The sequence below is a fragment of the uncultured Sunxiuqinia sp. genome, from assembly GCF_947495665.1.
GTDB classification, from domain to species: Bacteria; Bacteroidota; Bacteroidia; order Bacteroidales; family Prolixibacteraceae; genus Sunxiuqinia; species Sunxiuqinia rutila.
Genome location: NZ_CANLZV010000022.1, coordinates 18891 through 44571, shown reverse-complemented (window position 1 = coordinate 44571; position 25681 = coordinate 18891). Strand labels below are relative to the sequence as shown.

The window sequence follows — 25681 nt, the reverse complement described above, 5'->3', positions numbered from 1 at the left end:
TGACTGCAGTCGGTTCCGACCTGACTCGACTTACCTTCGGGGTGACTGCAGTCGGTTCTGACCTGACTCAATTCATCCAAAAGGTGACTGCAGTCGGTAAAAAGATGCGAAGAGTTAGCTCCAAGCTGACTGAAGTCAGTTCCCGCATGACTCGAGTTACCTCCAAACAAACTGCAGTCGGCAAAAACGTGCAACAAGTCACCAAAATGGGAACTGCAGTCGGGTTACCAAAAAGGGAGCAAAGGAGACAGGCAGAAGGGAGAAGGCGAAGGCACGAACGTACGAACTCAGGAACGAAAAAAGCACCTTTCGCTGTAGCCAAAAGTCGATTGTCTGGCTCAGGCCCATTTCCCCGCCTGTCAAGGAGGGGTGTCCACGACTTGTCGGGGACGGGGTGGTCAAAATCAGCAACAAAGAAGCTAATAAGGTTTAAGAAAATTGAACCATGCGCAAGTGGTTGGATTTCCTTCCATTCTCGAAGGGAAGGTGTCCCGGTAACCGGGACGGATGGGTTAAGAATCAAGCACGAGGTCACGAACTCAGGAAGGCACGAACTCAAGAACGCACGCACAATCTGAGTATCCGAGCATCCGAAAATCTGACAATCAATTATTAATTGAAAGGTTAAAGAATCAAGGAGAAAGGTTAAAGGAGGAAGCCAATAAACCTTATTCTCATTGAACCATGCGCTAGTGGTTGGATTTCCTTCCATTCTCGAAGGGAAGATGTCCAGGGAACCGGGACGGATGGGGTAAGAATCAAGCACGAGGTCACGAACTCAGGAAGGTACGAAGGCACGAACTCAAGAACGCACGCACAATCTGACTATCTGAGCATCCAAAAATCTGACAATCAATTATTAATTGAAAGGTTAAAGAATCAAGGAGAAAGGTTAAAGTAGGAAGCCAATAAACCTTACGCAGGATGGGTTGAAAATCAGGCAGGAAGGCAGTAGTGAGCAGACAGAAGGCTGTAGGCACGAGGGAAGGTGAAGGTTGAGAAACAGAGGACAAACGAATAGACAGGAAATGCAAAAATCCCACTGCTGGTGCAGTTTCGAATTGTGCTTTAACCTTTGGTTGAAAACTTAAGGCCAGCTGACCGGAACACCCGACTTCGTCTAACCAGTGGCTCAATGCTTGGCCTGCGTGCCACTTAAAGCACGTCTGGTTATTTCCTGCCGGGTTTTATTCTACTTGTTCTTCCTGCTTGCTCTTTACCAATGTACGCTCTAAAAGGGTTGTGTAAATTGGCTTATTTCCAAAAAGGGTTGTAAATACAGAGGCGGTAACTGTAGCAATTATTAATGGTAAAATCAATTCATAGTTTGACGTCATTTCAACAGCCAGCACTAATCCTGTAAGGGGTGCTCTAACAGTTGCTGCAAAAATGCCTGCCATACCGGCAATCGCAAAAACACCCGGATGAGCAATTAAATTGGGAAAATAGTTTTGCATGATTATTCCGAACACGACTCCTAAAATAACGCCAAGTGTAAGCACGGGTAAAAAAATGCCTCCGGGTACTCCGGGACTATAGCTAAAAAAGGATAATAACATTCTTGCAACAAATAGAAACAACAGGAAAGATAAAGGAAATGAATTATCGAGGACTTTGGTAATTGTTTCGTACCCGCCACCGATCATATCGGCGGAAAAGATACCGATTAAGGCGATGACTAATCCTACAAAAACTCCGGTATAAATTACTGGCATTTTAAGGGCGAATTGAAAAAAATCCAACGATAAAATAAGAAGCTTATTATAGAGGTAGCCGATAACACTACATAATAAACCCAGAATTATAAATAGCCATAATCCCAAAAGGTCCGGACTAGGAAAAACCATCATTTGTATAATGGGCTTAGATTCAACCATGACGCGAACAATAAAATCGGCTGTTCCCGCTCCAATCATAATCGCCGCTACTGAATAAAAATTAAACTTAAAATGGCCGTGCATTTCTTCAATAACAAAAATAATACCCGCAAAAGGTGCATTAAAAGCACTGGCAAGCCCTGCTGCAGCACCAGCTGAAACCAATGGGTTATTTTCAATATCTGATTGCCCCAAAGTGTCTTTAACCATTTTACCAATATTGGCACCCAACTGAACCGTCGGCCCTTCGCGCCCCAACAACAAGCCACTGCCCAAGGAAAATAACGAAGCAATAAATTTTATTGGTATTACTCTTTTCCAACGCATGGGACGTATCCCGTCTAAGGCCCCCTCTATTTCCTGAACGCCACTTCCTGCTGCTTCAGGTGCAAATTTCCGAACCAGAAATAAGGCAATACTTATTCCAGCAATTGCAAACAAAACAGGCCATAGCCAACTTATAAATCCCGCGTTGCCTGCATGTTCAAATAAGGTAATCCTGAAACCTTCAATATAGCTAAGTGTAATTCTAAAAATGGAACCAACCAGTCCTACAATAAGCCCTATTAACAGCGCATAGAACAATAGCCTGAAATGCCTGGTGTTCTCATAAACCGATCGTTGATATTCATTAGGAAATGCATTAAGCTTTATCATAAATCAGCTGATTTTATTCTTGTTCCAAGCTAAATGAAACGCAAGTTTTATTCCTTGAATAATCGTTCCCGTTTCCATCACTGAAAGAATTAAGCCCCTTCCTTTTCGAACAACAATACGATATGCTCTAAACGGCATCATTAAGCATCCTCCCAATCGAAATCAGCAATTGGGAATCGTACTGCTTCGTATCCTTGTGTTCGGGTATTACAGCTTAATCGTTTCTCCTTCAATTTACAAAACTTCACAAAACATGAGCCTAAGAAAACCCATTTTATTCACGATTTAAAGAACTGACAGAGTTGGTTGTGTTCATTAAACTGTTTCAATTGCATATTTCAGGATCTTTCGGTTTGTAATTGATCGAACAATCGGGTTCTCAGTATTCCCTCGGGCAATTTCGCCTGTTCAACTGGCCAAGTTTATGTCTCCTTTGCCATTTCTTTAAGGTTATCAGAGCAGTACCCAAATCAGAAAGGAATTGAATGAATATGAGAAGCTGTTTGCATCGCCGGATGATTTCGCGTATTTTAAGTCGTTCTTTAGAACACCCGACATTTAAACGAACACAGCCTTATGAGAAAGTCAGCACTCGTCATTAACTCGCTTTTATTGTTATCAGCAGCATCCTGCCAGCCGACGATAACAGCGGATAAGCCCAATGTTTTGCTGATTATGGCGGATGATATGGGCTATGAGTGTTTAAGCGCTTATGGTTCTACTTCCTATGCGACACCCCATCTCGATCAACTGGCTTCTGTTGGTGTGCGTTTTAGCAACTGCGTTTCGCAACCGCTTTGTACGCCTTCGAGAGTTAAGATTATGACTGGCTTGTACAACTACCGCAACTACGACTATTTTGGGCATTTAAGCACCAATCAATATACCTTTGGCAACTTGATGCAGGATGCAGGCTATGTCACCTGTATTGCCGGCAAATGGCAGCTTAACGGAGCCTACCATAAAGATGAAATTCCGGATTGGAACGATAATACCAAGCCCAATCAGTTCGGCTTTGATGAATATTGTTTGTGGCAACTGACAAAAGCCGGAAGCGAAGGAGGTCGGTATGCAAACCCCTTGATTGAGCAAAATGGACACATCCTGAAGACCTCGGCAGAGGATTATGGCCCGGATATCTTTGCAAACTATATCCTGGATTTTATGGAGCGACATCAGGAGAACCCATTTTTTGTTTACTATCCCATGGTGTTGGTCCACGATCCATTTGTTCCGACGCCTGATTCGGAAGACTGGGCGAATGAAGCACTACGAAACAAAAATGACACCGCTTACTTCAAGGATATGGTTACTTATACCGACAAAATTGTCGGGAAACTAACCGATAAGTTGAAGGAGCTCAATCTGTATGAGAACACCCTGGTAATTTTTACCGGAGATAATGGAACGCATCCCACCATCTACTCCAAGCTGGCGACAGAAACCATACAAGGCGGAAAAGGGAAGACGATTGATGCGGGGACTCATGTACCGCTGGTTATATCCTGGCCCAAAGCAATTCAAAAGGGATTTACCTATGAAAACCTCATTGAATTCAGCGATTTCTTTCCCACTTTGGCTGATATTGCAGGGAGAGCGGTTGAAGCGGATGGGAAAAGCTTTTATCCTTTGCTAACCGGGGGGAACTATGAAGCAAGAGAAACTGCCTTTGTGCACTATGATCCTCAGTGGGGCAAGAATGTCAACCGGTATCGCAATCAGTTTGTCCGGACGCTCGACTATAAGCTGTATCAGGATGGCAAATTTTACAACCTGACTCAGGATCGTCTAGAAAAGCATCCGTTGAATACTGATTCATTGAGCCAAAATGAACGCCTCATTAGAACCAAGCTGGAGCAGGAACTCCAAAAACATCCTGGATTGGCTAGTGTGAGATAAGTCAACAGGGGTGTTTAGGCTTGATGATTCGATAAAAGTCATCTTCGGCTGGCACGGGTGGGAAGCAGTAGGATGGCCACGAAAGAACGGCTCATTGGAGCGCATTTGCTGCAGATTGTTCCGAAATGCTTGCGGATCGGACGGAAATATCATCGGACTGGACCGAAATCATGGCGGATTGCATCGAAATTGTGTCGGACTGCATGGAAATAGTGGCGGATCGGACCGAAATCGTTGATTCTGCTATTGTTTGGCTGATAAGCTTTTGGGCATGTATCGTTTTCTTAACTTTTCCAAAGTTTAGAACTTTGGAAAAGCTGGTCAGTTTAGCCATAAAAAAAGCTGTCCCAAAATTACTTTGAGACAGCCTTTCTATTTATTTTCAGTGCTTGTTTTAGCGTGTCATTTCCTCATAAATGGCATCCAGCAAGCTGTTTTCTTCGGTGGTATCGTCACCCAGGTGCCAGAACATGATTCCGCCCAGGTTTTTGTCGATCGCGTAGCGGCTCTTCATTTTCAGCGAGGTGCTGTCGTCGTACGAAAAGAAAATACTGTCTTTCGCACTGTACAGGTAAGGCGCTTTGGCTACCGGGTCCCAATGGCGAACGTAGCCATTCTTGTTTTCGTACTTGTCGCGCATAAGCGAGTAGGAAGCCCAGTTGATGAAAATTCCCTGGTTGGGCTGGTAAAGACCATTGTTTTCCGGTGGAACACCTTTCCATCCGCGTCCGTAGAAAGCAGCTCCCAGCACAATTTTTGAAGGCTCAATGCCAAGATCAATGCAATAGTCAACAATGAACTCCGTAGAACGAGGCGTCCAGTTTTCAACATCAAAATCCGGATCGGCTTTGTAAGCCTCCATCATTGGTGTTCCTTCCAGGTCTTCTTTCGTAATCAGTCCCAGGTTGGTGTGGTGACCAGTAAACGGATTGGCTCCGGTAGTCAGGTCGTAAGTCATGATGTTCATGTAATCCACATACTTCATCACCTCAAGGGTCTCAATATGGTCGTAGTACTTGGCCCATCCGGCTGAGGCAAACGACAGGATTAAATCTTCATCGATGTTATCCATCGCTTCGCGAAGCTCTTTAACCAGCGAAGTAAAGTTGGGCGTATCTTCCGGGCCATAAGGGTTGTTATCTCCTGGCAAAGCCGGATACTCCCAGTCAAGGTCGATTCCGTCAATTTTGAATGTGTTAATGAAGTCAACGGTGCTATCCACAAATTTTTTGCGCGATTCGGGCGTTGCAGCCATTTCCGAAAATCCTTTACTGCCAACCCAGCCACCGCAGGCAACCATCACTTTCAGTCCGGGATAGTTCTCTTTTTGGGCGACCAGGCGGTGAAGTTGATCCGCGCTGAATGCCGTTGGAAATTTCATCTCTCCGTCCAATACTTCGGTAAACGAAAAGATGATGTGCGTTAACTTGTTCAGCGGAAGTTTTTCAATCTGTGCATCTTCTCCTGCAAAGTAATAACCCATAATCACGCGGGCAGGCTTGTTAGCCGGCTCACTGGTTGAGGTACAGGCCATCGCAGTTGCGAGAATTGCCAGACAAACAATAGCGAATAATTTGTTCATGTCGAAGGTTTTGAATTTGTAATGCAAAATTAGTGTTTTTGTAGGACAACAGCTTTATCGCGCTGTTGTTGTTACTTTTTTTAAGCTTGCTTTTAGGGCATAAACCATGGGCAGCTTATTGCCAAGGTGTTGGATTCGGAATTTGCCCGGCTCCGCTTCCAAGGTGTTGTTAAAACAGTTGTAGGGCGAATAATCAAACTCGTTGAACGTGTTTAGCACAAGCTTGTTTTCAATCAAACTGGTGATGACTTCACCCAGGCTGTGGTTCCAGCAAACAAACTCCTGGCTGATGGGTGCATCCCGGTCGGCGTAGGTGCCTGATTCCGTTTCTACAATGGCTCCGGAATTGAAATAGTTGTAGGCAATTTGCCGAAACTGGTCGTCGAACATCCAGACCACCGGGTGGAATTCAGCAAAGATAAACTGGCCGTTTGGCTTCAGGTAGCTGGCAATAAGCCGGGCCCAGCGATCCAGGTCCGGCAGCCAGCCAATGGTGCCATAGCTGGTAAACACCACATCAAACTTTTCATCCAGATGCCGGGGTAAGTCATAAAGGTCACAACAAATGAATTTGGCCTCAATCTGCGTTTTTTCGGCCAGCTGGCGGGCTTGCTCAATGGCCCGGTCGGAAAGGTCAACGCCGGTTACCCGGGCTCCCATGCGCCCCAATGAAAGGCTGTCCTGTCCGAAATGACATTGCAGGTGGAGGATACTTTTTCCGCGCACATCACCCAAAAGTTCCAGTTCAATGGACTTCAAGGATGTTTTGCCTGCCAGAAAGCCTTTCAGATCATAGAAATCGGACTGGAGATGCGTGGCTGTTTTGTTGTTCCACGATTCGCGGTTGATGGCGATGTAGTCTTTTTTCGGAGTCATTGGTTGGAGATTTTTATGAGTTATTCATCGAATGAAAGTTCCCGGGTAAGCCAGGGAAAGGAGTCAATAAAAAACCAGTTTCCCTTGCGGGAAGCTGGTTTATAAACGGACAATCAGTAACATGGTTACTCTTTCTCCTTCTTGTCCAGTATCTTTTCAATTTCATCCATCACCTTGTTCATCGAGGCAATGGCTTTGTCGAATGGTTCAGAGCTGGTCATATCCACGCCTGCGTTTTTCAGCAGCGGAATGGGGTAGTCGGATCCACCGGCAGAGAGGAAATCGATGTAGTTTTTCAAGGCCTGTTTGTCGCCGCTCATCACTTTTTCGGCCAGCGAAATGGAGGCTGTAAACGAGGTGCTGTATTGGTACACGTAAAAGTTGTAATAGAAGTGAGGGATGTAGGCCCACTCCATGTTGATGTAGTCATCCACGTAGCAAACGCCTTTGTCGTGTCCGTAGTAGCGATTAACAATGTCGGTGTAAATTTCGGAGAACTCATCACCGGTCAGCGGTTTGCCTTTTTCAGCTTCTTCGTGAATCTTCAGTTCGAACTCGGCAAACTGGGTTTGACGGAACAAGGTGCCTTTGAAACGGTCGAGCCACTCCATCAGCAACGACAAGCGTACATCGTCATCTTCCACCTTATTCATCATGTATTCAAAAAGCAATACTTCGTTGAAGGTAGAAGCTACTTCGGCCACAAAAGTTACGTAGTCGGCCGTTGGGTAGGGCTGGCTTTTGTTCGAAAGGTAACTTTGCATGGTGTGACCCAGCTCGTGTGCCAGGGTGCTTACATCGTCGTAAAGATCGTTGTAGTTGAGCAAAATGAAGGGGTGACCATCGTAGAAGGCGCCGTTGGAGTAAGCTCCGGAGCGTTTGCCTTCGGTGGGGTACACATCAATCCAGCGCTCATCAACCGCCTGCTTAACGGTGTTCACATACTCTTTTCCCAGCGGTTTCAGCGCATCCAGAATAAGGGCTGTTGCTTCGTCGTAGTCGTACGTCAGGTCAACATCTTTCACTACCGGAGCATACAAATCGAGATACTTCAAGGTATCAACCCCCATCATGCGCTTTTTAATGTTGAGGTAGCGGTGAAAAGCAGGCAGGTTTTCGTTCACGTTGTCCACCAGCGAATGGTACACTTCCACCGGAATGTTATTGGGGTAAAGCGAAGCTTCAAGCGATGAGTTGTAATGACGGGCGCGGGCATGGAAAATGTCGGCTTTCACGTTGCCGTAAAGCATTTCGCCGTAGGTAGCCCGAAATTTCGCATAGTTGTTCCAGTAGGCTTCGAACACAATCTCGCGGTCGGCGCGGTTGGCTGATGCCCGGTAGCGGCCATATTCGGCGCTTCCAACCTTAAGTTTCGAGCCATCCGTCAGCGTAACTTCGGGTTTGGGCATCTCGGCATTGGAAAAAGTTCCGTAAACCGCCTGAGGTACGGAGCCCACCATGCCGGAAAGGGCCATGATACGCTCTTCTTTTTCACTCAGGGAGTGGGCTTTGGTGCGGAACATGTTTTCCAGCGGCATGCGGTAGACGGCCAGCTTTGGCTCTTCTTTAATAAAGTCTTTGATGGTTGCCCAGTCGGCAGACAGAATTTCCGGCTCAATAAAAGCGGCTTTGGCTCCAAAGTTGGAAAACAAAGATTGCAGCTCTTGTTTCATGCCGTTGTATTTCATGTTGCGGGTGTCCAGGTCGGAGTTCATGCCGGCGTACAGGTAGATTTTGGAAGCTTCTTTGGAAAGCAGACTGTTGAATTCCATGGCTTTCAACAGGTGATCGGCGGATTGGGTCAATGTGCCTTTGAACTTTTCAACTTCATCGAGTTTGTCTGTTAAATTCTCTACGGCCTCCCGCCAGGCTTCATCCGATTCATATAAATCGGTCAAATTCCATTGGTACTTTTCGGGGATATCTTCCCGGGTTTTCTGATTCTGACTGTTACTATTCATAGCCACAAACATCGCTATAATAGTTAACAGGATCGTGTTTGTTTTCAGATTAATTCGCTTCATGTATTTTAAATTGTACAGTTCCTGACTGTATAGGTAATTTATGGTGGAAATATATTACAAGGAATTGGTATAAAAAAAGATGTTCTTCATCTTTTCTGATTTTTGGATTAAGATACCTTTTATCGAAGGTTTGCGTATAGAAGATTACAGGGCTTTGAAAACGGCTGTCTGCCCCGTATTAAAAGCAAAAAACCATGCACGAAGCGCTTTACTATACCGCATTGAAGAACCACCAGGTGCAATGTCACTTGTGCCCGCATAACTGCCGGATTAAGCCCGGTGCCTATGGCGATTGCCTGGTTCGCATGAACCACGGCGGGGTGTTGTTGTCCAAAGTGTATGGTAAGGTGGAGGCGATGAACCTGGATCCGGTGGAAAAGAAGCCTTTGTATCACTTTTTTCCGGGGCATAAAATTTTGTCGGTCGGAACGGCCGGATGCAATTTGCGCTGCCCGTTTTGCCAGAACCACAGCCTGACCCAGGGCGGGGTAACAGACCGCCAACCCCTGCATGAGTTTTCGCCCGTAGAGCTGGTAGAGCTGGCTAAACGAACGCCGCATAACATTGGCCTGGCGTTTACCTACAATGAGCCCACGGTGAATTATGAATTTATGCTGAGTGCAGCAGTGAATGCCAAGCAGGAAGGCTTGCACACCGCGATGATCAGCAATGGTTACATCAACCCCGAACCTTTGAGCAGCTTGATGGGAATGATGGATGCTTTCAATATTGATTTGAAGGCCTTTAACAAGCTTTTTTACCGGAAGCATTGCCAGGGCAGGCTGAGTCCGGTGTTACGTACGATCAAACAGATTGCACGATCAGACAGTCATCTGGAACTGACGACCCTGGTTATTCCGGGACTGAATGATGATTTGCAGGAGTTTGAACAACTGTGTCAATGGATTGCCGATGAGACTGGGAACTCAACGGTTCTTCATCTTTCCAGGTATTTCCCCGGCTACCGTTTGCGACTGGAACCAACGCCAGCCGAAACCTTGTTCCGGATGTATGATCTGGCTAAAAATGTGCTTCATCACGTTTACCTGGGCAATTTGTTTGTCGGTGATCATGGCGATACGTTTTGCCCGCATTGCAACAACAAGCTGATTGAGCGCAATGCCTATCAGGTTCATCCGAGCGGGATTGATGCCAGTGGAAATTGTCAGCACTGTAAAACCAACGTCATTAAACAGCATCTCTATGAACACGTCGATTCGTAACCCCATTTTTACCGGAAGTTTCTACCCCGACAACGAGGTGGCCTTAAAACAACTGATCCAGAATGTTTATCAGGCTGAAAAGGCAAGCATCAACAAAGCTCTGGCTCAGAAAACCCTGCTCGGCGGCATTGTTCCGCATGCAGGCTATGCTTACTCCGGTTACGAGGCCATTCATTTCTACGATATTCTCAAGCAAAGTCAGCAGCATTTCGATACCATTGTGGTGGTAAATCCCAATCACACCGGCTACGGATCGGGTTGGTACAACACCAGCAGCTACACCCAATGGGAAACGCCTTTGGGCACGGTGGATACCGACCAGGCTTTTATGGAGGCCCTGGATATTGAACCCAACAACCGGGCGCATTCGCTCGAGCATTCGGGTGAAGTGCAATTGCCTTTTTTGCAGCTGTATGCCGAACATCCTTTTGCGGTGGTCATGATTACCATGAATAAGCAAACCGTCCCCAGCGCGGTGTCGCTGGCTTCCAAAATCAAGCAGGCTGCCCTGCAAACCGGTGAGCGTATTCTGCTTATCGCTTCTTCTGATTTTTCGCACCACGAATCGCCAAGCAAGGGGTATGAGAAGGATCAGCTGGTCATTGACCAGATTTTAAGTCTGAATAGTCAGAACGTATTTGATGTGGTGCAGAAGCACCAGGTGTCGGCCTGTGGCTATGGCCCCATTATGACCTTGATTGAATATACCCGTCAGGTGGCGCAGCGGCCTGGAATTGCCTTGCTGCGCAGAGGAAATTCCGGGGAAGTACAGCCGGCAGCAATGGTGGTGGACTACATCTCCTTTTTGTGTTACGATGCCTGATGTTTTCATTGGAGTGAAGGATTATTCATTGATTTCTTTACCTTTAGGCTGCTTGCAATTCAACAGAACGGCAAGCGCTATGTTTGATGACTAATCCTGATACGATGAAAAAAATCCTGTTTCTTTTGCTGTTTGGGCTGGGGCTGAATACTGTTTCGGCGCAGAAAGCCTCCGATATCACCGGTATTTGGTGGAATGATGAAAAGACTTCGAAAATAGAAGTGGTTGAAGAAAATGGTGTGTTCACGGGAACCATTGTGTACATGATTCCGGAGAAATATGACAATGGCCAGCCTCCCAAAGATGATGAAAATCCGGATCCGGATTTGCGCGACCGCTCCATTGTTGGTCTTCAGATTTTGAACCGCCTGACCTACGATACCAGCGACAAGGAATGGCAGGGCGGTCGAATTTACGATCCCAAGTCGGGCAAAACCTACGATTGCTACGCCTGGTTTAAAAATGATTCAAACACGCTTTACCTGAAAGGTTATGTGGTGGGAATCCGATGGCTGGGCAAATCAACCGAATGGACACGCACCAAACTCAACTGATTCGGGGGCAAAGCGAATAAGATGTTAAAGATATAGCTTGATATAAATCTTCAGCCGAAAAAAGACAGTTGAAAGTGATTGTATTCAACTGTCTTCATGTGTTTTTTTGCTCAAACCAACAGATTGGATCAATTCGATTTGAAAAAATTTGTTGTTGTTCTCCAGAAAATGGTCGTTGGGATTAACGCAGAAAGCGAATCTTTGGAAAGTACCATGTTGCTTTCTCATTCTGGATACGAATGGTATTGATGATGACCAGTGTTAGGTTGAAGAAGTAGGTTAATCCAAACAAACCAATGTTGAGGAGGTTGGCGGTCATGAGGATGGCCATATTGATGTCTCCACTCGAATGGATCCGATACTGTGTCAGTAAAATGTTGCCAATCAATCCCAAAAAGAGAAACATGCTCCAGCTAATCTGAAAATTCAACAGGTTTCGGCCCACCTGATCCACGTCTTTTATTTTATCCTTTTTCGAGATCCAAAGAATTAAAGGAACAAGTATGCCCAAAAGGGGGAACAGAATAAAACTTAAGGCCGATAAGTTAAGGCCGGTCAGAAAACCGCGATCTTCCTCAATGGTCCAGTCCATGATTTCATCCGACGAAACATCCAGCGCATGAGCCAAACGTTTTAAGGTGTCGCCACGTGGCTCCGTTTCGCCATTTTCCATACGTTGAATTGTACGTAAACTCAAGCCTGAATTCTCGGCTAATAACTCTTGTGAAAACCCTTTCCGTGAACGAAGGAGCTTGACGCGCCTGGCTAAATCGTTGTTTTTCATTTTTCTTCAAATTAATGTTTCGAACAAAAGTAGGAGCAGGGTTTAGTGTGTATAGCGTCTGGCTTACGTCATTTTTACGTCATTGCTGCAAGCTGTTTTATTTAAGGGAAATAGCCGGGGGAGAAGCGGTCGAACTTAACCCGACACCTGCACATCAAAGCCGGCTGATTTTACCCGGTCGGCAATGGCATTCAGCTCTTCCACCGAAACTTTTTGAAGTCCCTCGGCCGGTGTGTCACGGGCAATGGTGTAAATCATGACCTGTTTCGGTTGAATGGCCAGGAGTGCTTCCAGCCAGGCGCTGAGTTCTTCTTCGGTCGTGTTATCCACCATTTGCTGTTTATGTTCTCCGCGCACAAACAGGGTTTGAATAATGGCCTGATTGCCGAATCGCTTCAGCTGCTCGATGGTTTGTTTCAGGTCGAAACGTCCAACCGGACAGTCCAGCAGTTGCACGGTTTTTTCGATGGCCGAATCCAGCTTTAAAATGTTGTCTTCGATTTTTAGGAGCGCCTGAAAAACGCTTTCCCGCTGAATCATAGTTGAGTTGGAAAGCACTGCGATGCGGCAGTCGGGGGCAAACTCATCACGCAGGGCGATGGTGTCGTCAATAATTTCGGCAAACTGCGGGTGCAGGGTGGGTTCGCCATTGCCTGCAAAGGTAATTACATCGGGAAGCTCACCTGCCGTTTGCATGGCCTTTAGCTTGCTGCGTAGCTTGTCGGAAACGGTTTCCCGGCTTGGGAGTTCCGCTTTTTTCTCCCGCTGTTTCGGGTTCCAGCCACACTCGCAGTAAATGCAATCGAACGAACAGACTTTGCTGTCGGTAGGAAGCAGGTTTACACCAAGGGAAACACCCAACCGGCGACTTTTAACCGGTCCAAAAATAATCTCGTCAAACAGAAAGGTTGCCATGCGGTAATTTTTCAGCAAAAGTAAGGATTTCTTTGGTTTTGGCTGAGCCAAGTTGTGCGCTGGGCTACTTTGGAGTCAGACCAGCCTCTTCAGATGGCTTTTTTCGGTCAATCGCAGTTTTTGGTAGTCCATGCCCGAAAGGAGCATTAGGCCGGGGCGTTTCCCGGCAGTGAGGCTACCCATTTCTTTTTCCAGGTCGATGGCTTTGGCAGCGTCGATGGTAAAAATGGTAATCAGTTGTTGCAGACTGATTTGTTCATCGGCCTGCTGAATGGCAATCAGCCAGCTTAGCACGTCTTTTTCGGTTGATAGGCGTTCGGGCTGCAGCGCTTGGAATTTTTTCAGCAAGGGAAATTTGCGGTAAAAGCGTTCAGGCTCAAATTCGTGGTAAACATTAACAAAGGCAGGGCAGAGGATGCCGTTGTGAAATTCCATGCCTGCCTCTTCTTGCAGTTTCCCATGCGGCTTAACAACAGCCAGAATCAGACCACTGGAATCGACCTGAACCATTCCTTGGGCAATGGGGCTTTCGTTGCCGGGGAAAAGGTAGTGAGCAGCGTATTTCTTCATTCCTGGGGTTGAATATTGACTTCCTTCCGGGCGCTGTTCTCTTCCTGAAGCATGTTCAGGCGTTCAACCACTTGTTGGTAGATGCGGTCGTACAGTTTGGGCCTGCTGGAGTAAAAGACGACTGATTGTGCGAAAACAGAGTCGGGCACGCCGTATTTTTCCAGCACTGACAGGTACAAGTCCTTCGACTCCACCTGAATCCTTTTTTTATCGTAGCGGGCTTGGCTGGCGTAGGCTTCATTAAGATGAATATCGTAAAGCATATCGACCATCTGCTTCTCCTTAATCAGGTTTACAGGTTCGGGAAAGCCCTTTTTCTCTTTACAGGAAAAGGAGGCTACCGCCAAAAGTATCAGGAGGAAGTATAAGCTTATTTTTTTCATTACTGATCGTGAATTCGTTGACAAAGTTAGGATTCCATCTCATTATTTGATCCGCTAACTTCAAAAAAAGATTGAATTTACTAAAACGAAGCTGGGCTGGAACCGGAAATGCTTGTTGGCATTCGGTTAGTTTTTGCGGAACAGCTTTCGGAAAAAGTCATCCACTCGGTCGACTTGCTCGATGAGGATGTTGAATTTTTTCAGGTTGAGGGCCTTTCCGCTTTTGGGCACGAAAATTTTCTGCATGCCCAGTTTCTCGGCTTCTGCGATACGTTGCTCCAGCCGGTTGACAGCGCGTATTTCACCCGACAGACCCACTTCGCCGGCAAAGCACAGTTTCTTGTCGACGGCCAAATCGAAGTTGGACGAGAGGATGGCCGAGATCACAGCCAGATCAATGGCCGGATCGTCCACTTTTATTCCGCCGGCAATGTTCAGGAAAACATCTTTGCTGGCCAGTTTGAACCCGGCTCGTTTTTCCAGTACGGCCAGCAGCATGTTCAGGCGTCGCAGGTCGAAGCCGGTAGAGGAGCGCTGCGGGGTGCCATAGGCGGCCGTGCTTACCAGCGACTGAATTTCAATCAGCAAAGGGCGGTTGCCTTCAATGGCTCCGGAAATGGCTGTCCCGCTAAGTCCTTCGTGGTCGCGGTTAATCAGCAGCTCTGATGGGTTGCTTACCTCGCGCATCCCTTCGTTGTTCATTTCAAAAATCCCCAATTCGGAGGTAGAGCCAAACCTGTTTTTGATGGATCGTAAAATCCGGTAGAGGTATTGGTTTTCGCCTTCAAACTGCAAAACCGTGTCAACCATGTGCTCCAGCACTTTGGGGCCGGCCAGGCTGCCTTCCTTGGTGATGTGTCCGATTAAAATGGCGGGAATCTGCCGTTCTTTGGAAAATTTCAGAATGCCGTTGGTACACTCCCGGATTTGACTGACCGAGCCCGGCGACGATTCAATGTGGGCCGTGGACACCGTTTGAATGGAGTCGATGATGAGCACTTCGGGCTCCAGGTGTTCGCAGTGGGTCAGGATATTTTCGAGCGATGTTTCGCTTAAAAAGTAGCAGTTGTCGTTTTCGCGTTTCAGCCGGTTGGCGCGTATTTTTATTTGCTGAATGCTTTCTTCGCCCGAGACATACAAAATCTTTTTGGTGCTTAGGTCAAGGGCAACCTGCAAAACCAGGGTTGATTTGCCAATGCCAGGTTCGCCGCCAACCAGCACCAGGGAACCGGGAACCAAGCCGCCGCCAAGCACCCGGTTGAGTTCTTTGTTGTGGCAATCGATTCGCTGTACTTGCTCGGAACTCACTTCGTTCAGTTTTTGCGGTTTGGCGCCACTGGCTGTTCGCGAGCTTAACGGGCTTTTGGTTTCCTTCACTACGGCTTCTTCCACAAGGGTGTTCCATTGGCCACAGTTGTTGCAACGACCCACCCATTTGGGAGATTGACTGCCACAGTTTTGGCAGGTATAAACGGTTTTTACTTTGGCCATGTTTAGCTGTTTTTTATTTTTTCAATCAAGGATGAGCTTGAAAATCCTTTGGTTAGCGGAAGGAGTGCCACGGTTCCGCCATAGCTTTGAACCAGGTCGGCTCCCGCAATCTCACTGATGGCATAATCATTTCCCTTCGCCAGAATGTCGGGGCGAATGGCCTTAATTAAGGGATAAGGGGTGTCTTCGTCAAACAGGATGACGGCATCAACCATCTCCAGCGCCGCGAGCATGTGTGCGCGCGACTCCTCATCAATCAGCGGACGGCTGACACCTTTCAGGCGCTTAACCGAGGTGTCGGAGTTGAGTCCGACAATGAGTTTGTCTCCCAGCCTGGCTGCCTGAACCAAGGAGTCGAGGTGTCCCCGGTGCAGCAGGTCAAAACATCCGTTGGTGAAAACAAGTTTGTGATTGCTTGTTTTCCAGGTTTTAAGCGTGTCAAAAAAGGCTTCAAACGAAGGGAAGATTTTGCGGGACAGGTCTATTATCATCTTAACTGAAGGTTATTCAGTAAAAATAAGAAAACCCCAAAGCTAAAAAAAGCCTTGAGGTTTAATTTATGGGTTTCAATCGTTTTAAACGATTTTGTTTGTTTCAATGTCGGGAAATACCAAGGTTGGGTTGTGTTTCTTGGCTTCCTCAAAATCCATCATAGCGTATGAAATGATAATCACTACATCGCCTACGGCGACTTTACGTGCCGCAGGGCCGTTCAGGCAAATAACGCCTGAATTGCGCTCTCCTTTAATGACGTAAGTTTCCAGCCGCTCGCCATTGTTAATGTTAACCACTTGAACTTTTTCGTTCTCAATCAGGTTGGCAGCATCCATCAAATCTTCATCAATGGTAATACTTCCAACATATTGCAGGTTTGCTTCGGTAACACTTACCTTATGTATTTTTGATTTACAAACTTCAATAAACATGTTGTAATTATTTATTCAAATACAATATTATCAATTAACCTGACCTCTCCACAGTGAACAGCCAGTGATCCCACTTTGTTTAGCGGACTGTTCCAGCTTTCAATTGTGTCAAGGTTCTCATCATCAGTAATTTCAAAATATTCCGTTTGCAGGAATTCATTTTGATCAATCGTCTCAATCACCCACTGCTTTACTTCGTTTACGCTCATGGAGCGGGCTTTGTTCCGTGCCTGCTTTAGTGTTTGGTAGATGTGCGGAGCGTTTTGACGCTGCTCATCGGTCAAACGTTGGTTGCGCGAGCTCATGGCCAGGCCATCTTCTTCGCGCATGGTTGGACAGGCCACGATTTCGATCGGCAAATTTAGTTGTTTTACCAGAGCTTTTATAATCACCAGCTGTTGAAAGTCCTTTTGACCGAAAAAAGCCTGGTCTGGTTTGGTCATGTCGAACAGTTTACTGACCACCTGAGCTACTCCGTTAAAGTGCCCGGGGCGAAACTGACCTTCCAAGACCTGCTCCAGTTTTCCGAAGTTGAATTGCCGTTTATCTTCCTGAGGATAAATGGTTTTTACTTCCGGTGCAAAAACCAGCTGACAGGCTGTTTCCTGCAACAGTTCAAGATCTTTATCCAAGGTTCTTGGATAATTTGTTAAATCTTTTTTATCATTGAATTGGGTGGGGTTTACAAAGATGCTAGTAACAACAAAGTCAGTTTGTTGTCCCGCCTTTTCAATCAGCGATAGGTGCCCCTGGTGTAAGGCCCCCATGGTTGGTACAAAACCGATGGTTCTTCCCTCCTGTTTCTCTCGCGCAATTCGTTCTTGTAATTCTTTTATTTCCTTTACAACCAACATACAGGGCAAAATTTGAGCTGCAAAGTAAATAAATTAATTCAAAACAAAAGGTGATCTGCCTTCTTAAGTTTTTTTAAGATACACGTAACCGCCTTAAATTGAATATTCGCGATATTTTTACTAATTTTGCCTATTCAAATTCAGCTATTTTTCAATGGAAAAGAAAAGAGTATTATTTATCTCCCAGGAAATTACACCTTACCTTCCAGAATCAGAAATGTCGGTTAAGTCGAGGTTCTTACCTCAGGGAATTCAAGAGAAAGGTCGAGAGATCAGGACTTTCATGCCGCGTTACGGGAGTGTAAACGAACGCAGAAATCAATTGCATGAGGTGATTCGTTTGTCGGGAATGAACTTGGTTATTAATGATGCCGATCACCCGCTAATTATTAAGGTGGCTTCTATTCAGGCTGCACGTATGCAGGTCTATTTTATTGATAATGAGGATTATTTTCACCGAAAAGAAATCCTGCGGGATAAAAAAGGAAAAGAATTTGAAGACAATGATGAACGTGCGGTGTTTTTTGCCCGTGGCGTGCTCGAAACAGTAATCAAACTTCGCTGGGCTCCGGATTTGATTCATTGTCATGGTTGGTTAGCTTCTCTGGTACCTCTATACATCAAAAAGGCTTATCATGACGATCCGCTTTTTGCCAATTCCAAAGTTGTGTATTCGGTATACAATGAAACCTTCAAAAATCCGTTAAGTCCAAATACGAAATCCAATGTACTGTTGGATGGTATTGCAGAGGACGATCTGAAACTGTTGGATGAACCGACTTATGAGAACATGAGTAAACTGGGAATTGAATATGCAGATGCCGTTATTCAAGGCAGTGAGCAGATTAATCCCAACCTGTCGGCTTACATTCAGGAGTCAGAAAAACTATTTCTAAATTATCAGTCGGAAGACACTTACGTGGATGCCTACAACGAATTTTACGACAAGGTGATGTAAGCGCACTGATGCACTAAAAACAATGTTTACGTGAAAAGGAAACTAAAAAAACTAAGTAGACTGGTACTCGTTTGCTCATTGGCAAGCTTAGCCTTGTGGAGCTGTAAGGAAGACCCGAACAGTACCGGTTTGGAGTTGTTACCAGGTTCTGACTTGAAGGAAGTAGATTTTGCTGTGGATTCAACAACCATTGCGGCGTACACCGAAAACGATGAGCTTTTGAGAACCGACGAGCCCAATTACAATATCTTTGGAACATTTAATGATCCTGTGTTTGGGAAAACAACAGCCAATTTAGCGGTTCAGCTTCGTCTGCCCGGTTATCCCGGATTTGATGAAACGACCCAGGCTGATTCGTTGGTATTGTACCTGCTTTACAAGGATTTTTATGGCGATACGACGACCTTGCAGTCACTTAAGGTTTATGAGTTGGAGGAGGATGTTTACCTGGATACAACCGATGTTACGGGTTCCGGAGATTATCCTTATTACCAGGATGTTGATCTGAAAGCTTTGGCCAGTGCCAATGTCATTGGAGAGCTGGATTTTTATCCTGTTTTCCGCATGGATTCTACGGAAACCGATACCTTGGTTCAGGAATTAGCCATTAAACTTGATCAGTCTTTGGCCGAACGTTTGGTGAAGGCTGACTCACTGGACATGGTGAATAACGATGTGTTCCTTGACTTTTTTAAAGGCCTTTACATCGAGTCGCAAGATGTTAGTGAAGGTGGTGCTTTGCTGAGCCTCTATACCTTGGCAGGTGGATCAAACCTTACCTTGCACTACACGCAAGTAATAGATACAGTGGAGACCGATTCTTTAAGCTTTTCGTATCGCATCAATACCAACTCGGCGCGGATTAGCAGCTTTACACATGATTACTCTACTACCGTATTTGCAGACCAGCTGGTAGAACACCCGGAAACGCCGGACAGCTTGATTTATCTTCAAACTCTTGGAGGGTTGAGATCAAAGGTTGACATTCCAAGTCTGGATACCTGGAAGGATTCAACGGATTTCATCATAAACAAGGCTTCTATTGTTTTTCAGGTTGATACCGTTGCTTCAGACTATAACAACTATCAAGTTCCATCGGCTTTAGTTTTACGGGCTATTGATGGAGAAAAAACAGAAGGGGAAGATGGCTACTTGTACCTGCCTTCCGATTTTGCGGTTTCTTCTGCTTTGTATGGCGGACGGTTCAACGCTGAGGATGCGACCTATACATTCAATATTACCCATCACTTACAAGATATTATTGATGGAGAAGTAACGAATTATGGTTTTTACCTTTCTACTCTCTTCCGCAATGAGCGGACTCGAAGAGTGGTCTTGAAAGGGAGTTCCAGCCATGTTGGAATTCGTTTGGAGGTGACTTACACCAAGTTGAATTAGCGCCTGCCAATCGTTTCCACTTTTAAAACCAGATAAAATATGTGTGGAATAGTTGGTTATATCGGCGATAAAAATGTATACCCAATCCTGCTCAAAGGATTGCAACGATTAGAATACCGGGGATATGATTCCGCCGGTATTGCTATTTATAATAGTTCCTTAAACGTTTACAAGCGCAAAGGGAAAGTAAGCGAACTGGAAGCTTTTGTAGCGGACAAAAACATAGAAGGGCATGTCGGGATTGGACATACCCGCTGGGCAACCCATGGCGAGCCCAACGATGTGAACGCTCACCCGCATCAGTCCATGCTCGGTAATTTTGTGCTGGTGCACAACGGAATCATTGAGAACTATGCCCGCCTGAAAAAGGATTTGATGGCCAAAGGCTTTGAATTCCATTCGGAAACAGACTCCGAAGTTTTGGCCAACCTGATTGAGTATTTTTATCAGCTGGAAGAGGTGGAAGACGCCGAAACAGCTGTTCGCCTGGCTCTTTCAAAAGTGGTTGGTGCATACGGTATAGTGGTGATTTGCAAAGCCGAAAAAGACCGGATTATTGCGGCACGAATGGGGAGTCCGTTGGTGATTGGCATTGGGCAGGGTGAATATTTTCTGGCTTCTGATGCCAGCCCGATTGTGGAGTACACCGATAGTGTGATTTACCTGAATGATGGTGATGTGGCTATTGTGGAACGAAACAGCCTGACCCTGAGAACGGTGCAGAATAATCCGGCCAACTTCAAAGTTACCAAGGTCGATCTGAGTATTGGCGATTTGGATAAAGGGGATTTTGAGCACTTCATGCTGAAAGAAATTTTCGAGCAACCCAAAACGATTTCAGATACTTACCGTGGCCGGATTCGGCCAAATCAGAATGACATTGTCTTAGGCGGACTAATGGATGTTTTTCCACAGATAGTGGCCGCCAAACGAATTATAATTCTTGGCTGCGGAACCTCCTGGCATGCAGCTCTGGTGGCCGAATACCTGATTGAAGAGTATGCCCGCGTGCCGGTTGAAGTGGAGTATGCTTCGGAATTCAGGTACCGGAAGCCCATTATTTATGAAGGCGATGTGGTGCTTGCCATTAGTCAAAGCGGGGAGACGGCTGATACCTTGGCTGCCCTGAAAATGGCTAAAGCACAAGGCGCTCTGATTCTTGGAATTTGCAATGTCGTAGGCTCCAGTATTGCCCGCGAAACAGCAGCCGGTGTTTATACTCATGCCGGTACTGAGATTGGCGTGGCTTCAACCAAAGCTTTTACGGCTCAGGTCACGGTGCTGACTTTGCTGGCTTTTAAACTGGCGAAGGAACGAGGGGAGATTGACCAGGAATTCTATGAAATGTTGATTGCCGAAATGCTGGCTATCCCGGAGAAACTGGAAAAAATATTAGTCGGTCACCCTTACATCAAACAGGTAGCTGAAAAGTATAAAGATGCCGTGAATGCACTTTATCTGGGACGTGGATACCTGTTTCCTGTTGCCTTGGAAGGTGCCTTAAAGCTGAAGGAGATCTCCTACATTCATGCGGAAGGCTATGCTGCCGGTGAAATGAAACACGGACCCATTGCGTTAGTGGATGACAACCTGCCGGTAGTGGTGGTGTCAGCCAAAGACAGCTACTATGAGAAAGTGGTTAGCAACATTCAGGAGGTGAAAGCCCGTAAAGGAAATATCATTGCGGTAGTTACCGAAGGCGATAACGGCTTGCGTAAAATGGCCGATGACCTGTTCGAAGTTCCTGAGTCGCACCCGGCGGTGGCTGCTTTGCTTACGGTGGTTCCCCTGCAACTGTTTTCTTATTATATTGCGGTGATGCGGGGCTGTGATGTTGACCAACCCCGAAACCTGGCCAAATCAGTTACTGTGGAATAAATCGTCCTTTCAACCAAACAAAAAAGCAAGACCATCGGCAATTTCTGATGGATTTTGTATGTTTATGCAGACTTTAAAAACATGAAAAAATTTTTCCCGATACTTCTGTTTGCCTATGTTGGGTATTTGGTTTTTACAACCTCTTGTGCCAATCCTGGAATGCCCACAGGCGGCCCTAAAGACTCCATTCCTCCCGCGGTGATTAAAACCGTTCCCGAATTTAACGGTCGAAATTTTAAGGGGGAGGAAATTAGTCTGACCTTTGATGAATTTGTGCTTAGCGATGAGGTGCGTGAAGCCTTGGTGGTTTCGCCTCCGCTGAAAAAGCGGCCCATGATTCGGACCAAGTCCAAAACCCTGATTATCGATTTGGGGGAAGAACTCCAGGAAAACACAACGTATTCGCTTGATTTCAAGGATGCCATTGTGGACAATAATGAGAAAAATCCGCTGGAAGATTTCCGGTTTTCTTTTAGTACCGGCTCTGATTTTGACAGCCTGATGATTGGCGGTTATGTGAAAAGAGCCGATAACCTGGAGCCAGTTGAAGATGCCTTGGTCATGCTTCACGCGTTGAAAGAGCTGTCGGCTTTTACCGATAGCATTCCTGATTATATTGCCAAAACGGATGAAGAGGGCTTCTTTGTGGTCAGTAATATTGCTCCGGGCTCGTACCGGCTGTACGCGCTGACCGATGCTGACAACAGCTTAAACTACAACCAGCAGTTGGAGCAGATCGGCTTTCTCGATTCCCTGGTGATTCCGCAGGAAATGAACTTGCCGGAGTATACTGCCGTAGCGGATACGACTGATACACTCAGTATAAAGGACAAACGTCGCAGTGCCCTTGAAACACCGTTCTTTTTAATGCTGTTTGAAGAAGAATACTTTGACCAGTACCTGGAAGATGCCAAACGGGAACGCAACAACCTGATTCACTTTTACTTTGCTGAAAGCCTGAGCGATTCATTTCATGTAGAATTGCTTAATTCGACTCCTTCCCGGGATGACTGGAACTACATGGAGTTTAATCCCACCCGCGATTCGCTGATGTTTTGGTTGACCGACACCGTGTTGAGCAACACCGACAGCCTGATGTTTCATTTGGAGTATTTGGTGGCGGATAGCTTGAATCAGCTGGTGCTAAAACATGATACGCTGGATTTGAACTATGCCAAACCAGAGAGCACTTCCCGAAAGCGACGGAAAAAGGAGGAGGAAGATAAGCCCGAGCCCATTCCACATATTACATTCAAAGCCAATGGCAAAAGCAAAGGCTTTGATGTGTATAACAACATTTTGCTCGAAGCTCCTGAGCCCTTGGAATTCTTTGATTGGTCAATGATTCATCTGTACCAACAAGTAGATACCTTGGAGGAAGAACGGGAGTTCGAGATTTGGCAGGATTCTTTGTCGGCGCGTAAATTTCACATTCATTACCCGTGGGAGTTTGAAGGCCAGTATCGCTTGCAAGTTGATTCGGCTGCTGCCTGCAACTTTGCGGGGCACCCCAGCAGTAAGCTTAACCAAAAGATAGGCATTCAGGAAGAGAGTTTCTATGCCAAGATTATTTTGATGGTTGGCGGCTTGAATGGCCCTGGAATCGTGCAATTGCTTGAGAATACCGAGGACGAAAAAGTCTTGCGGGAAATTCGCATTGCCGAGGACAGTGAAATTGAATTTGCTTATCTAAAACCCGATAAGTATAAAATCAGGCTTATTGCTGATCGTAACAACAACGGGAAATGGGATACCGGGAAACTGGATGAAGGAATTCAGCCTGAGCAGGTCATGTACTATTCTAAAATTTTGAAACTGCGCTCCAATTTTGAAGTTCGGGAAGTGTGGGTACTCCCCTTAATTCAATTTGATAAGGAACTGATTGATGAAGACAAGAAAAAAGAGGATGGCAAAAATTCAAAGAGAAAACAATCGCAGCGGTCGGGCAACCGGCCTTTCTAGCCTGATTTTCCTTGCCTTTGTTCTTTTGCTTCCCAGCTCTGTCGGTGCGCAAAAGGCCGACTATGTCTTCCAGTCGGGAGAGAAGATTACTTACGGCGCCTATTACAACTGGGGCATTCTATGGGTGAATGCCGGCGAAGTAACCTTTGAGGCTGACACGCTCCGCCGAAAGGGAGAGGCGCAGTGGCAGTTTTTGGCTGAAGGCCGCACCTACAAGGCTTATGATCTCTTCTATACGGTTCGTGATACTTTCATGAGTTATGCCGGTGTGCAGGGCTTGCAAGCCGACTATTTTAACCGGAAAGTGAACCATGGCAAAAGCTCCACCTTGCACGAATACGCCTTCGATGCCGAAAGCAAAAAGATTTATTCGCGAATAAAACGCGAAAAGGAAGCGCTTTTTCGCGATACGCTAAGCTGGAAGCCCGCTACGGCCGATATGCTGACAACAGTCTATCAGTTTCGGAATTACGACTTTGATGCCCTTAAAAAGGGGGATAAAGTTAATTTTCGGATGTTGGTTGATAACAAGACAGAAGATTTGTACTTTCGTTACCTGGGACAGGAGGTTGTGAAAACACGCGAAGGCCGGAAGTTTCGTTGTCATCATGTATCCATTGCCCTGTTAGGGGGCGATTTTTTCCCGGATGGCGAACACATGAACGTCTGGTTCACGGCCGACCGAAATCATATTCCGGTGAAGGTAGAAACGGAAATTTTGGTTGGATCGGTTAGCGCAATTTTGACCGGCCTGGAACAGATTAAATATCCATTAACATCAGAAATAGACTAATTATGGCAAGTATCCGCGATCTTAAAAAGGACATTGATTATTTAGTATCCTTGGTAGTTGTTGATTGTTTTCAGTATAGCAGTTATTTTGAAAATGCAGATAAGGATGCTGCTTACAAAATAGCCGGTGAAGTGATGGCCAAGCATCAGGAGTTGCGTCAACGGGTAAATCATCCGGACGGGAAAGACAATCCGAAATTAATTAAAGCACACTATCGTAAAATTGGTGAAGACCTGTTGGTAGCCTGCGATGCTGCTTATGCCCAACTCGCAGAGTTGATCGAGAAGGAAGCCTAAGGTTTTTTGGCAACCAATTGTAATGTTTTATCTGCAATCACCTGCCCATCGAGGTAGGTGATTAAGCGCCACGGGCCCAGTTTGTCTTCAAGGGGTTCCCAGATGCAATCACCCAGAAAGAAGGAATAGTCATTGCTGTTTATATAGTACTCCCCGGTAAAGTCGGGTGCAATGGCTCCATGTTCATCCTTAAACGGCGGATGAATGATCCGAAACTCCAGTTTTTTCCCTTTTCCTTTCCGTATTTTCAAGATGTAGCCAAATTCGGTTCCGATTTCTGCTTCAATGATTTCGGTGATTTCCCTGATTTTGGGTAAGTCCCGGTTCGATCGGTCCCAGGGACTGTATTCACCATAACTATAAAGCACAATATCGATCTTTTTCTTTGCCAAGGGTATGTTAAATTTTTTTCGATTCTTTTATTAAGAGTTATTCCAAATAAGCGCGGAGTAATTATCTTTGCAACTCCTCCATGAGACGCTTGTACAAATATATAAAAGTATTTATTCTTCTGGTTCTGCCAGTCTATCTGGCCCTGCTGGCTAACTCGATGCAGAACATGCACGTGCATGTGCTTTCGAATGGCATGGTGGTGAAACATGCTCACCCTTTAAAGCATGATTCAGAAGGCGATAAGCACCATTCGCACAGCGATTCGGAAATCTGTTACTATCAGGCTTTCTTTTTAGATTATCTGGATACATCAACACCCTTTGAACCGGTTCGTTTGACAACGGTGGCTGTTGATACCGATGAGCAGCCGCTTGCCTTTTTCTACTCGTACGAGCAATTCAATCTGAACGATCTTCGTGGTCCTCCCGTGGTCTGATTTTAGTGGGACAAACTTGGTCATTATGTTATGTTTTGGGATTTAAATCCCAATATTTGGGGATTGTACATCCTTCAACAGGCACCTAGCTTTGTCAAAAAAACAATTCATTCGTTGTCATTTCACGAA

The 25681-nt window shown here is 45.8% G+C and carries 25 protein-coding genes; 11 read left to right on the top strand and 14 right to left on the bottom strand.

Annotated features, from left to right (window positions below; genetic code table 11):
- The coding region (locus tag Q1A18_RS18065) for a hypothetical protein (protein ID WP_299584125.1) at window positions 1–197 on the bottom strand (197 nt) is incomplete at its 3' end.
- A 990-nt stretch (window positions 198–1187) separates the two neighbouring features.
- Window positions 1188–2534 (bottom strand): H(+)/Cl(-) exchange transporter ClcA, encoded by a 1347-nt coding sequence (clcA, locus tag Q1A18_RS18060; RefSeq protein ID WP_299584122.1) that lies wholly within the window; start codon window positions 2532–2534, stop codon window positions 1188–1190.
- Between the two features lie 576 nt (window positions 2535–3110).
- On the opposite strand from clcA, the gene Q1A18_RS18055 reads away from it, so the two are divergent.
- Complete coding sequence (locus tag Q1A18_RS18055) at window positions 3111–4433, top strand: sulfatase-like hydrolase/transferase (RefSeq protein WP_299584119.1); 1323 nt, start codon at window positions 3111–3113, stop codon at window positions 4431–4433.
- A gap of 394 nt (window positions 4434–4827) precedes the next feature.
- Here the strand turns inward: Q1A18_RS18055 and Q1A18_RS18050 are convergent, their stop codons facing one another.
- The 3 genes from Q1A18_RS18050 to pepF all read right to left on the bottom strand — a co-directional run bounded on the left by Q1A18_RS18050 (window position 4828) and on the right by pepF (window position 8915).
- On the bottom strand, window positions 4828–6015 hold the full coding sequence (locus Q1A18_RS18050) for a glycoside hydrolase family 18 protein (RefSeq protein WP_299584116.1): 1188 nt from the start codon (window positions 6013–6015) through the stop codon (window positions 4828–4830).
- Window positions 6016–6069: 54 nt separating this feature from the next.
- On the bottom strand, window positions 6070–6891 hold the full coding sequence (locus Q1A18_RS18045) for a class I SAM-dependent methyltransferase (RefSeq protein WP_299584110.1): 822 nt from the start codon (window positions 6889–6891) through the stop codon (window positions 6070–6072).
- Window positions 6892–7016: 125 nt separating this feature from the next.
- The gene (pepF, locus tag Q1A18_RS18040) at window positions 7017–8915 is read right to left on the bottom strand and encodes an oligoendopeptidase F (RefSeq protein ID WP_299584107.1); all 1899 of its coding nucleotides are present in this window, start codon (window positions 8913–8915) and stop codon (window positions 7017–7019) included.
- Between the two features lie 194 nt (window positions 8916–9109).
- Here pepF and amrS point away from each other — a divergent pair, with 194 nt between their 5' ends.
- From amrS to Q1A18_RS18025, 3 genes are all read left to right on the top strand, one after another.
- Window positions 9110–10138, top strand: coding sequence for an AmmeMemoRadiSam system radical SAM enzyme (gene amrS / locus Q1A18_RS18035; RefSeq protein ID WP_299584104.1), 1029 nt, complete (start codon window positions 9110–9112; stop codon window positions 10136–10138).
- Complete coding sequence (gene amrB, locus Q1A18_RS18030; RefSeq protein ID WP_299584101.1) at window positions 10119–10961, top strand: AmmeMemoRadiSam system protein B; 843 nt, start codon at window positions 10119–10121, stop codon at window positions 10959–10961. The genes amrS and amrB overlap by 20 nt, the downstream gene beginning before the upstream one ends.
- A 104-nt stretch (window positions 10962–11065) precedes the next feature.
- Window positions 11066–11515, top strand: a complete 450-nt coding sequence (locus tag Q1A18_RS18025; RefSeq protein ID WP_299584098.1) for a DUF2147 domain-containing protein — start codon at window positions 11066–11068, stop codon at window positions 11513–11515.
- 181 nt (window positions 11516–11696) lie between these two features.
- On the opposite strand, the gene Q1A18_RS18020 is transcribed toward Q1A18_RS18025, so the two are convergent.
- The 8 genes from Q1A18_RS18020 to panC all read right to left on the bottom strand — a co-directional run bounded on the left by Q1A18_RS18020 (window position 11697) and on the right by panC (window position 17438).
- Window positions 11697–12299 (bottom strand): helix-turn-helix domain-containing protein, encoded by a 603-nt coding sequence (locus tag Q1A18_RS18020; protein WP_299584095.1) that lies wholly within the window; start codon window positions 12297–12299, stop codon window positions 11697–11699.
- 135 nt (window positions 12300–12434) lie between these two features.
- Window positions 12435–13214, bottom strand: a complete 780-nt coding sequence (locus Q1A18_RS18015; RefSeq protein WP_299584092.1) for a radical SAM protein — start codon at window positions 13212–13214, stop codon at window positions 12435–12437.
- Between the two features lie 75 nt (window positions 13215–13289).
- On the bottom strand, window positions 13290–13784 hold the full coding sequence (locus Q1A18_RS18010) for a hypothetical protein (protein WP_299584089.1): 495 nt from the start codon (window positions 13782–13784) through the stop codon (window positions 13290–13292).
- On the bottom strand, window positions 13781–14167 hold the full coding sequence (locus Q1A18_RS18005; protein ID WP_299584086.1) for a DUF4296 domain-containing protein: 387 nt from the start codon (window positions 14165–14167) through the stop codon (window positions 13781–13783). Before Q1A18_RS18005 ends, Q1A18_RS18010 begins: the two co-directional genes overlap by 4 nt.
- A 126-nt stretch (window positions 14168–14293) precedes the next feature.
- The gene (gene radA, locus Q1A18_RS18000; protein ID WP_299584083.1) at window positions 14294–15658 is read right to left on the bottom strand and encodes a DNA repair protein RadA; all 1365 of its coding nucleotides are present in this window, start codon (window positions 15656–15658) and stop codon (window positions 14294–14296) included.
- A 2-nt stretch (window positions 15659–15660) separates the two neighbouring features.
- Entirely contained in the window at window positions 15661–16149 is a 489-nt protein-coding gene (gene rfaE2, locus Q1A18_RS17995) for a D-glycero-beta-D-manno-heptose 1-phosphate adenylyltransferase (protein WP_299584077.1), read from the bottom strand.
- Window positions 16150–16233: 84 nt separating this feature from the next.
- Window positions 16234–16584, bottom strand: a complete 351-nt coding sequence (panD, locus tag Q1A18_RS17990) for an aspartate 1-decarboxylase (protein ID WP_299584074.1) — start codon at window positions 16582–16584, stop codon at window positions 16234–16236.
- Between the two features lie 11 nt (window positions 16585–16595).
- The gene (panC, locus tag Q1A18_RS17985; protein WP_299584071.1) at window positions 16596–17438 is read right to left on the bottom strand and encodes a pantoate--beta-alanine ligase; all 843 of its coding nucleotides are present in this window, start codon (window positions 17436–17438) and stop codon (window positions 16596–16598) included.
- Between the two features lie 154 nt (window positions 17439–17592).
- On the opposite strand from panC, the gene Q1A18_RS17980 reads away from it, so the two are divergent.
- The 6 genes from Q1A18_RS17980 (at window position 17593) to Q1A18_RS17955 (ending at window position 24723) form a co-directional block, all read left to right on the top strand.
- A complete protein-coding gene (locus Q1A18_RS17980; protein WP_299584068.1) occupies window positions 17593–18396 on the top strand; it encodes a glycogen/starch synthase in 804 nt (267 codons plus the stop codon).
- A 30-nt stretch (window positions 18397–18426) separates the two neighbouring features.
- The gene (locus Q1A18_RS17975) at window positions 18427–19794 is read left to right on the top strand and encodes a DUF4270 domain-containing protein (protein WP_299584065.1); all 1368 of its coding nucleotides are present in this window, start codon (window positions 18427–18429) and stop codon (window positions 19792–19794) included.
- A gap of 39 nt (window positions 19795–19833) precedes the next feature.
- On the top strand, window positions 19834–21672 hold the full coding sequence (gene glmS / locus Q1A18_RS17970; protein WP_299584062.1) for a glutamine--fructose-6-phosphate transaminase (isomerizing): 1839 nt from the start codon (window positions 19834–19836) through the stop codon (window positions 21670–21672).
- An 81-nt stretch (window positions 21673–21753) separates the two neighbouring features.
- A complete protein-coding gene (locus Q1A18_RS17965; protein ID WP_299584059.1) occupies window positions 21754–23634 on the top strand; it encodes an Ig-like domain-containing domain in 1881 nt (626 codons plus the stop codon).
- Complete coding sequence (locus Q1A18_RS17960) at window positions 23579–24427, top strand: DUF3108 domain-containing protein (RefSeq protein ID WP_299584056.1); 849 nt, start codon at window positions 23579–23581, stop codon at window positions 24425–24427. Before Q1A18_RS17965 ends, Q1A18_RS17960 begins: the two co-directional genes overlap by 56 nt.
- Before the next feature lie 2 nt (window positions 24428–24429).
- Complete coding sequence (locus Q1A18_RS17955) at window positions 24430–24723, top strand: hypothetical protein (protein ID WP_299584054.1); 294 nt, start codon at window positions 24430–24432, stop codon at window positions 24721–24723.
- On the opposite strand, the gene Q1A18_RS17950 is transcribed toward Q1A18_RS17955, so the two are convergent.
- Window positions 24720–25115, bottom strand: coding sequence for a DUF3859 domain-containing protein (locus Q1A18_RS17950; protein ID WP_299584052.1), 396 nt, complete (start codon window positions 25113–25115; stop codon window positions 24720–24722). The two genes, Q1A18_RS17955 and Q1A18_RS17950, sit on opposite strands and share 4 nt — an antisense overlap.
- A gap of 80 nt (window positions 25116–25195) precedes the next feature.
- On the opposite strand from Q1A18_RS17950, the gene Q1A18_RS17945 reads away from it, so the two are divergent.
- Window positions 25196–25552: a hypothetical protein gene (locus tag Q1A18_RS17945; protein WP_299584046.1), complete on the top strand. Its 357-nt coding sequence runs from the start codon at window positions 25196–25198 to the stop codon at window positions 25550–25552.
- Window positions 25553–25681 lie beyond the last annotated feature (129 nt).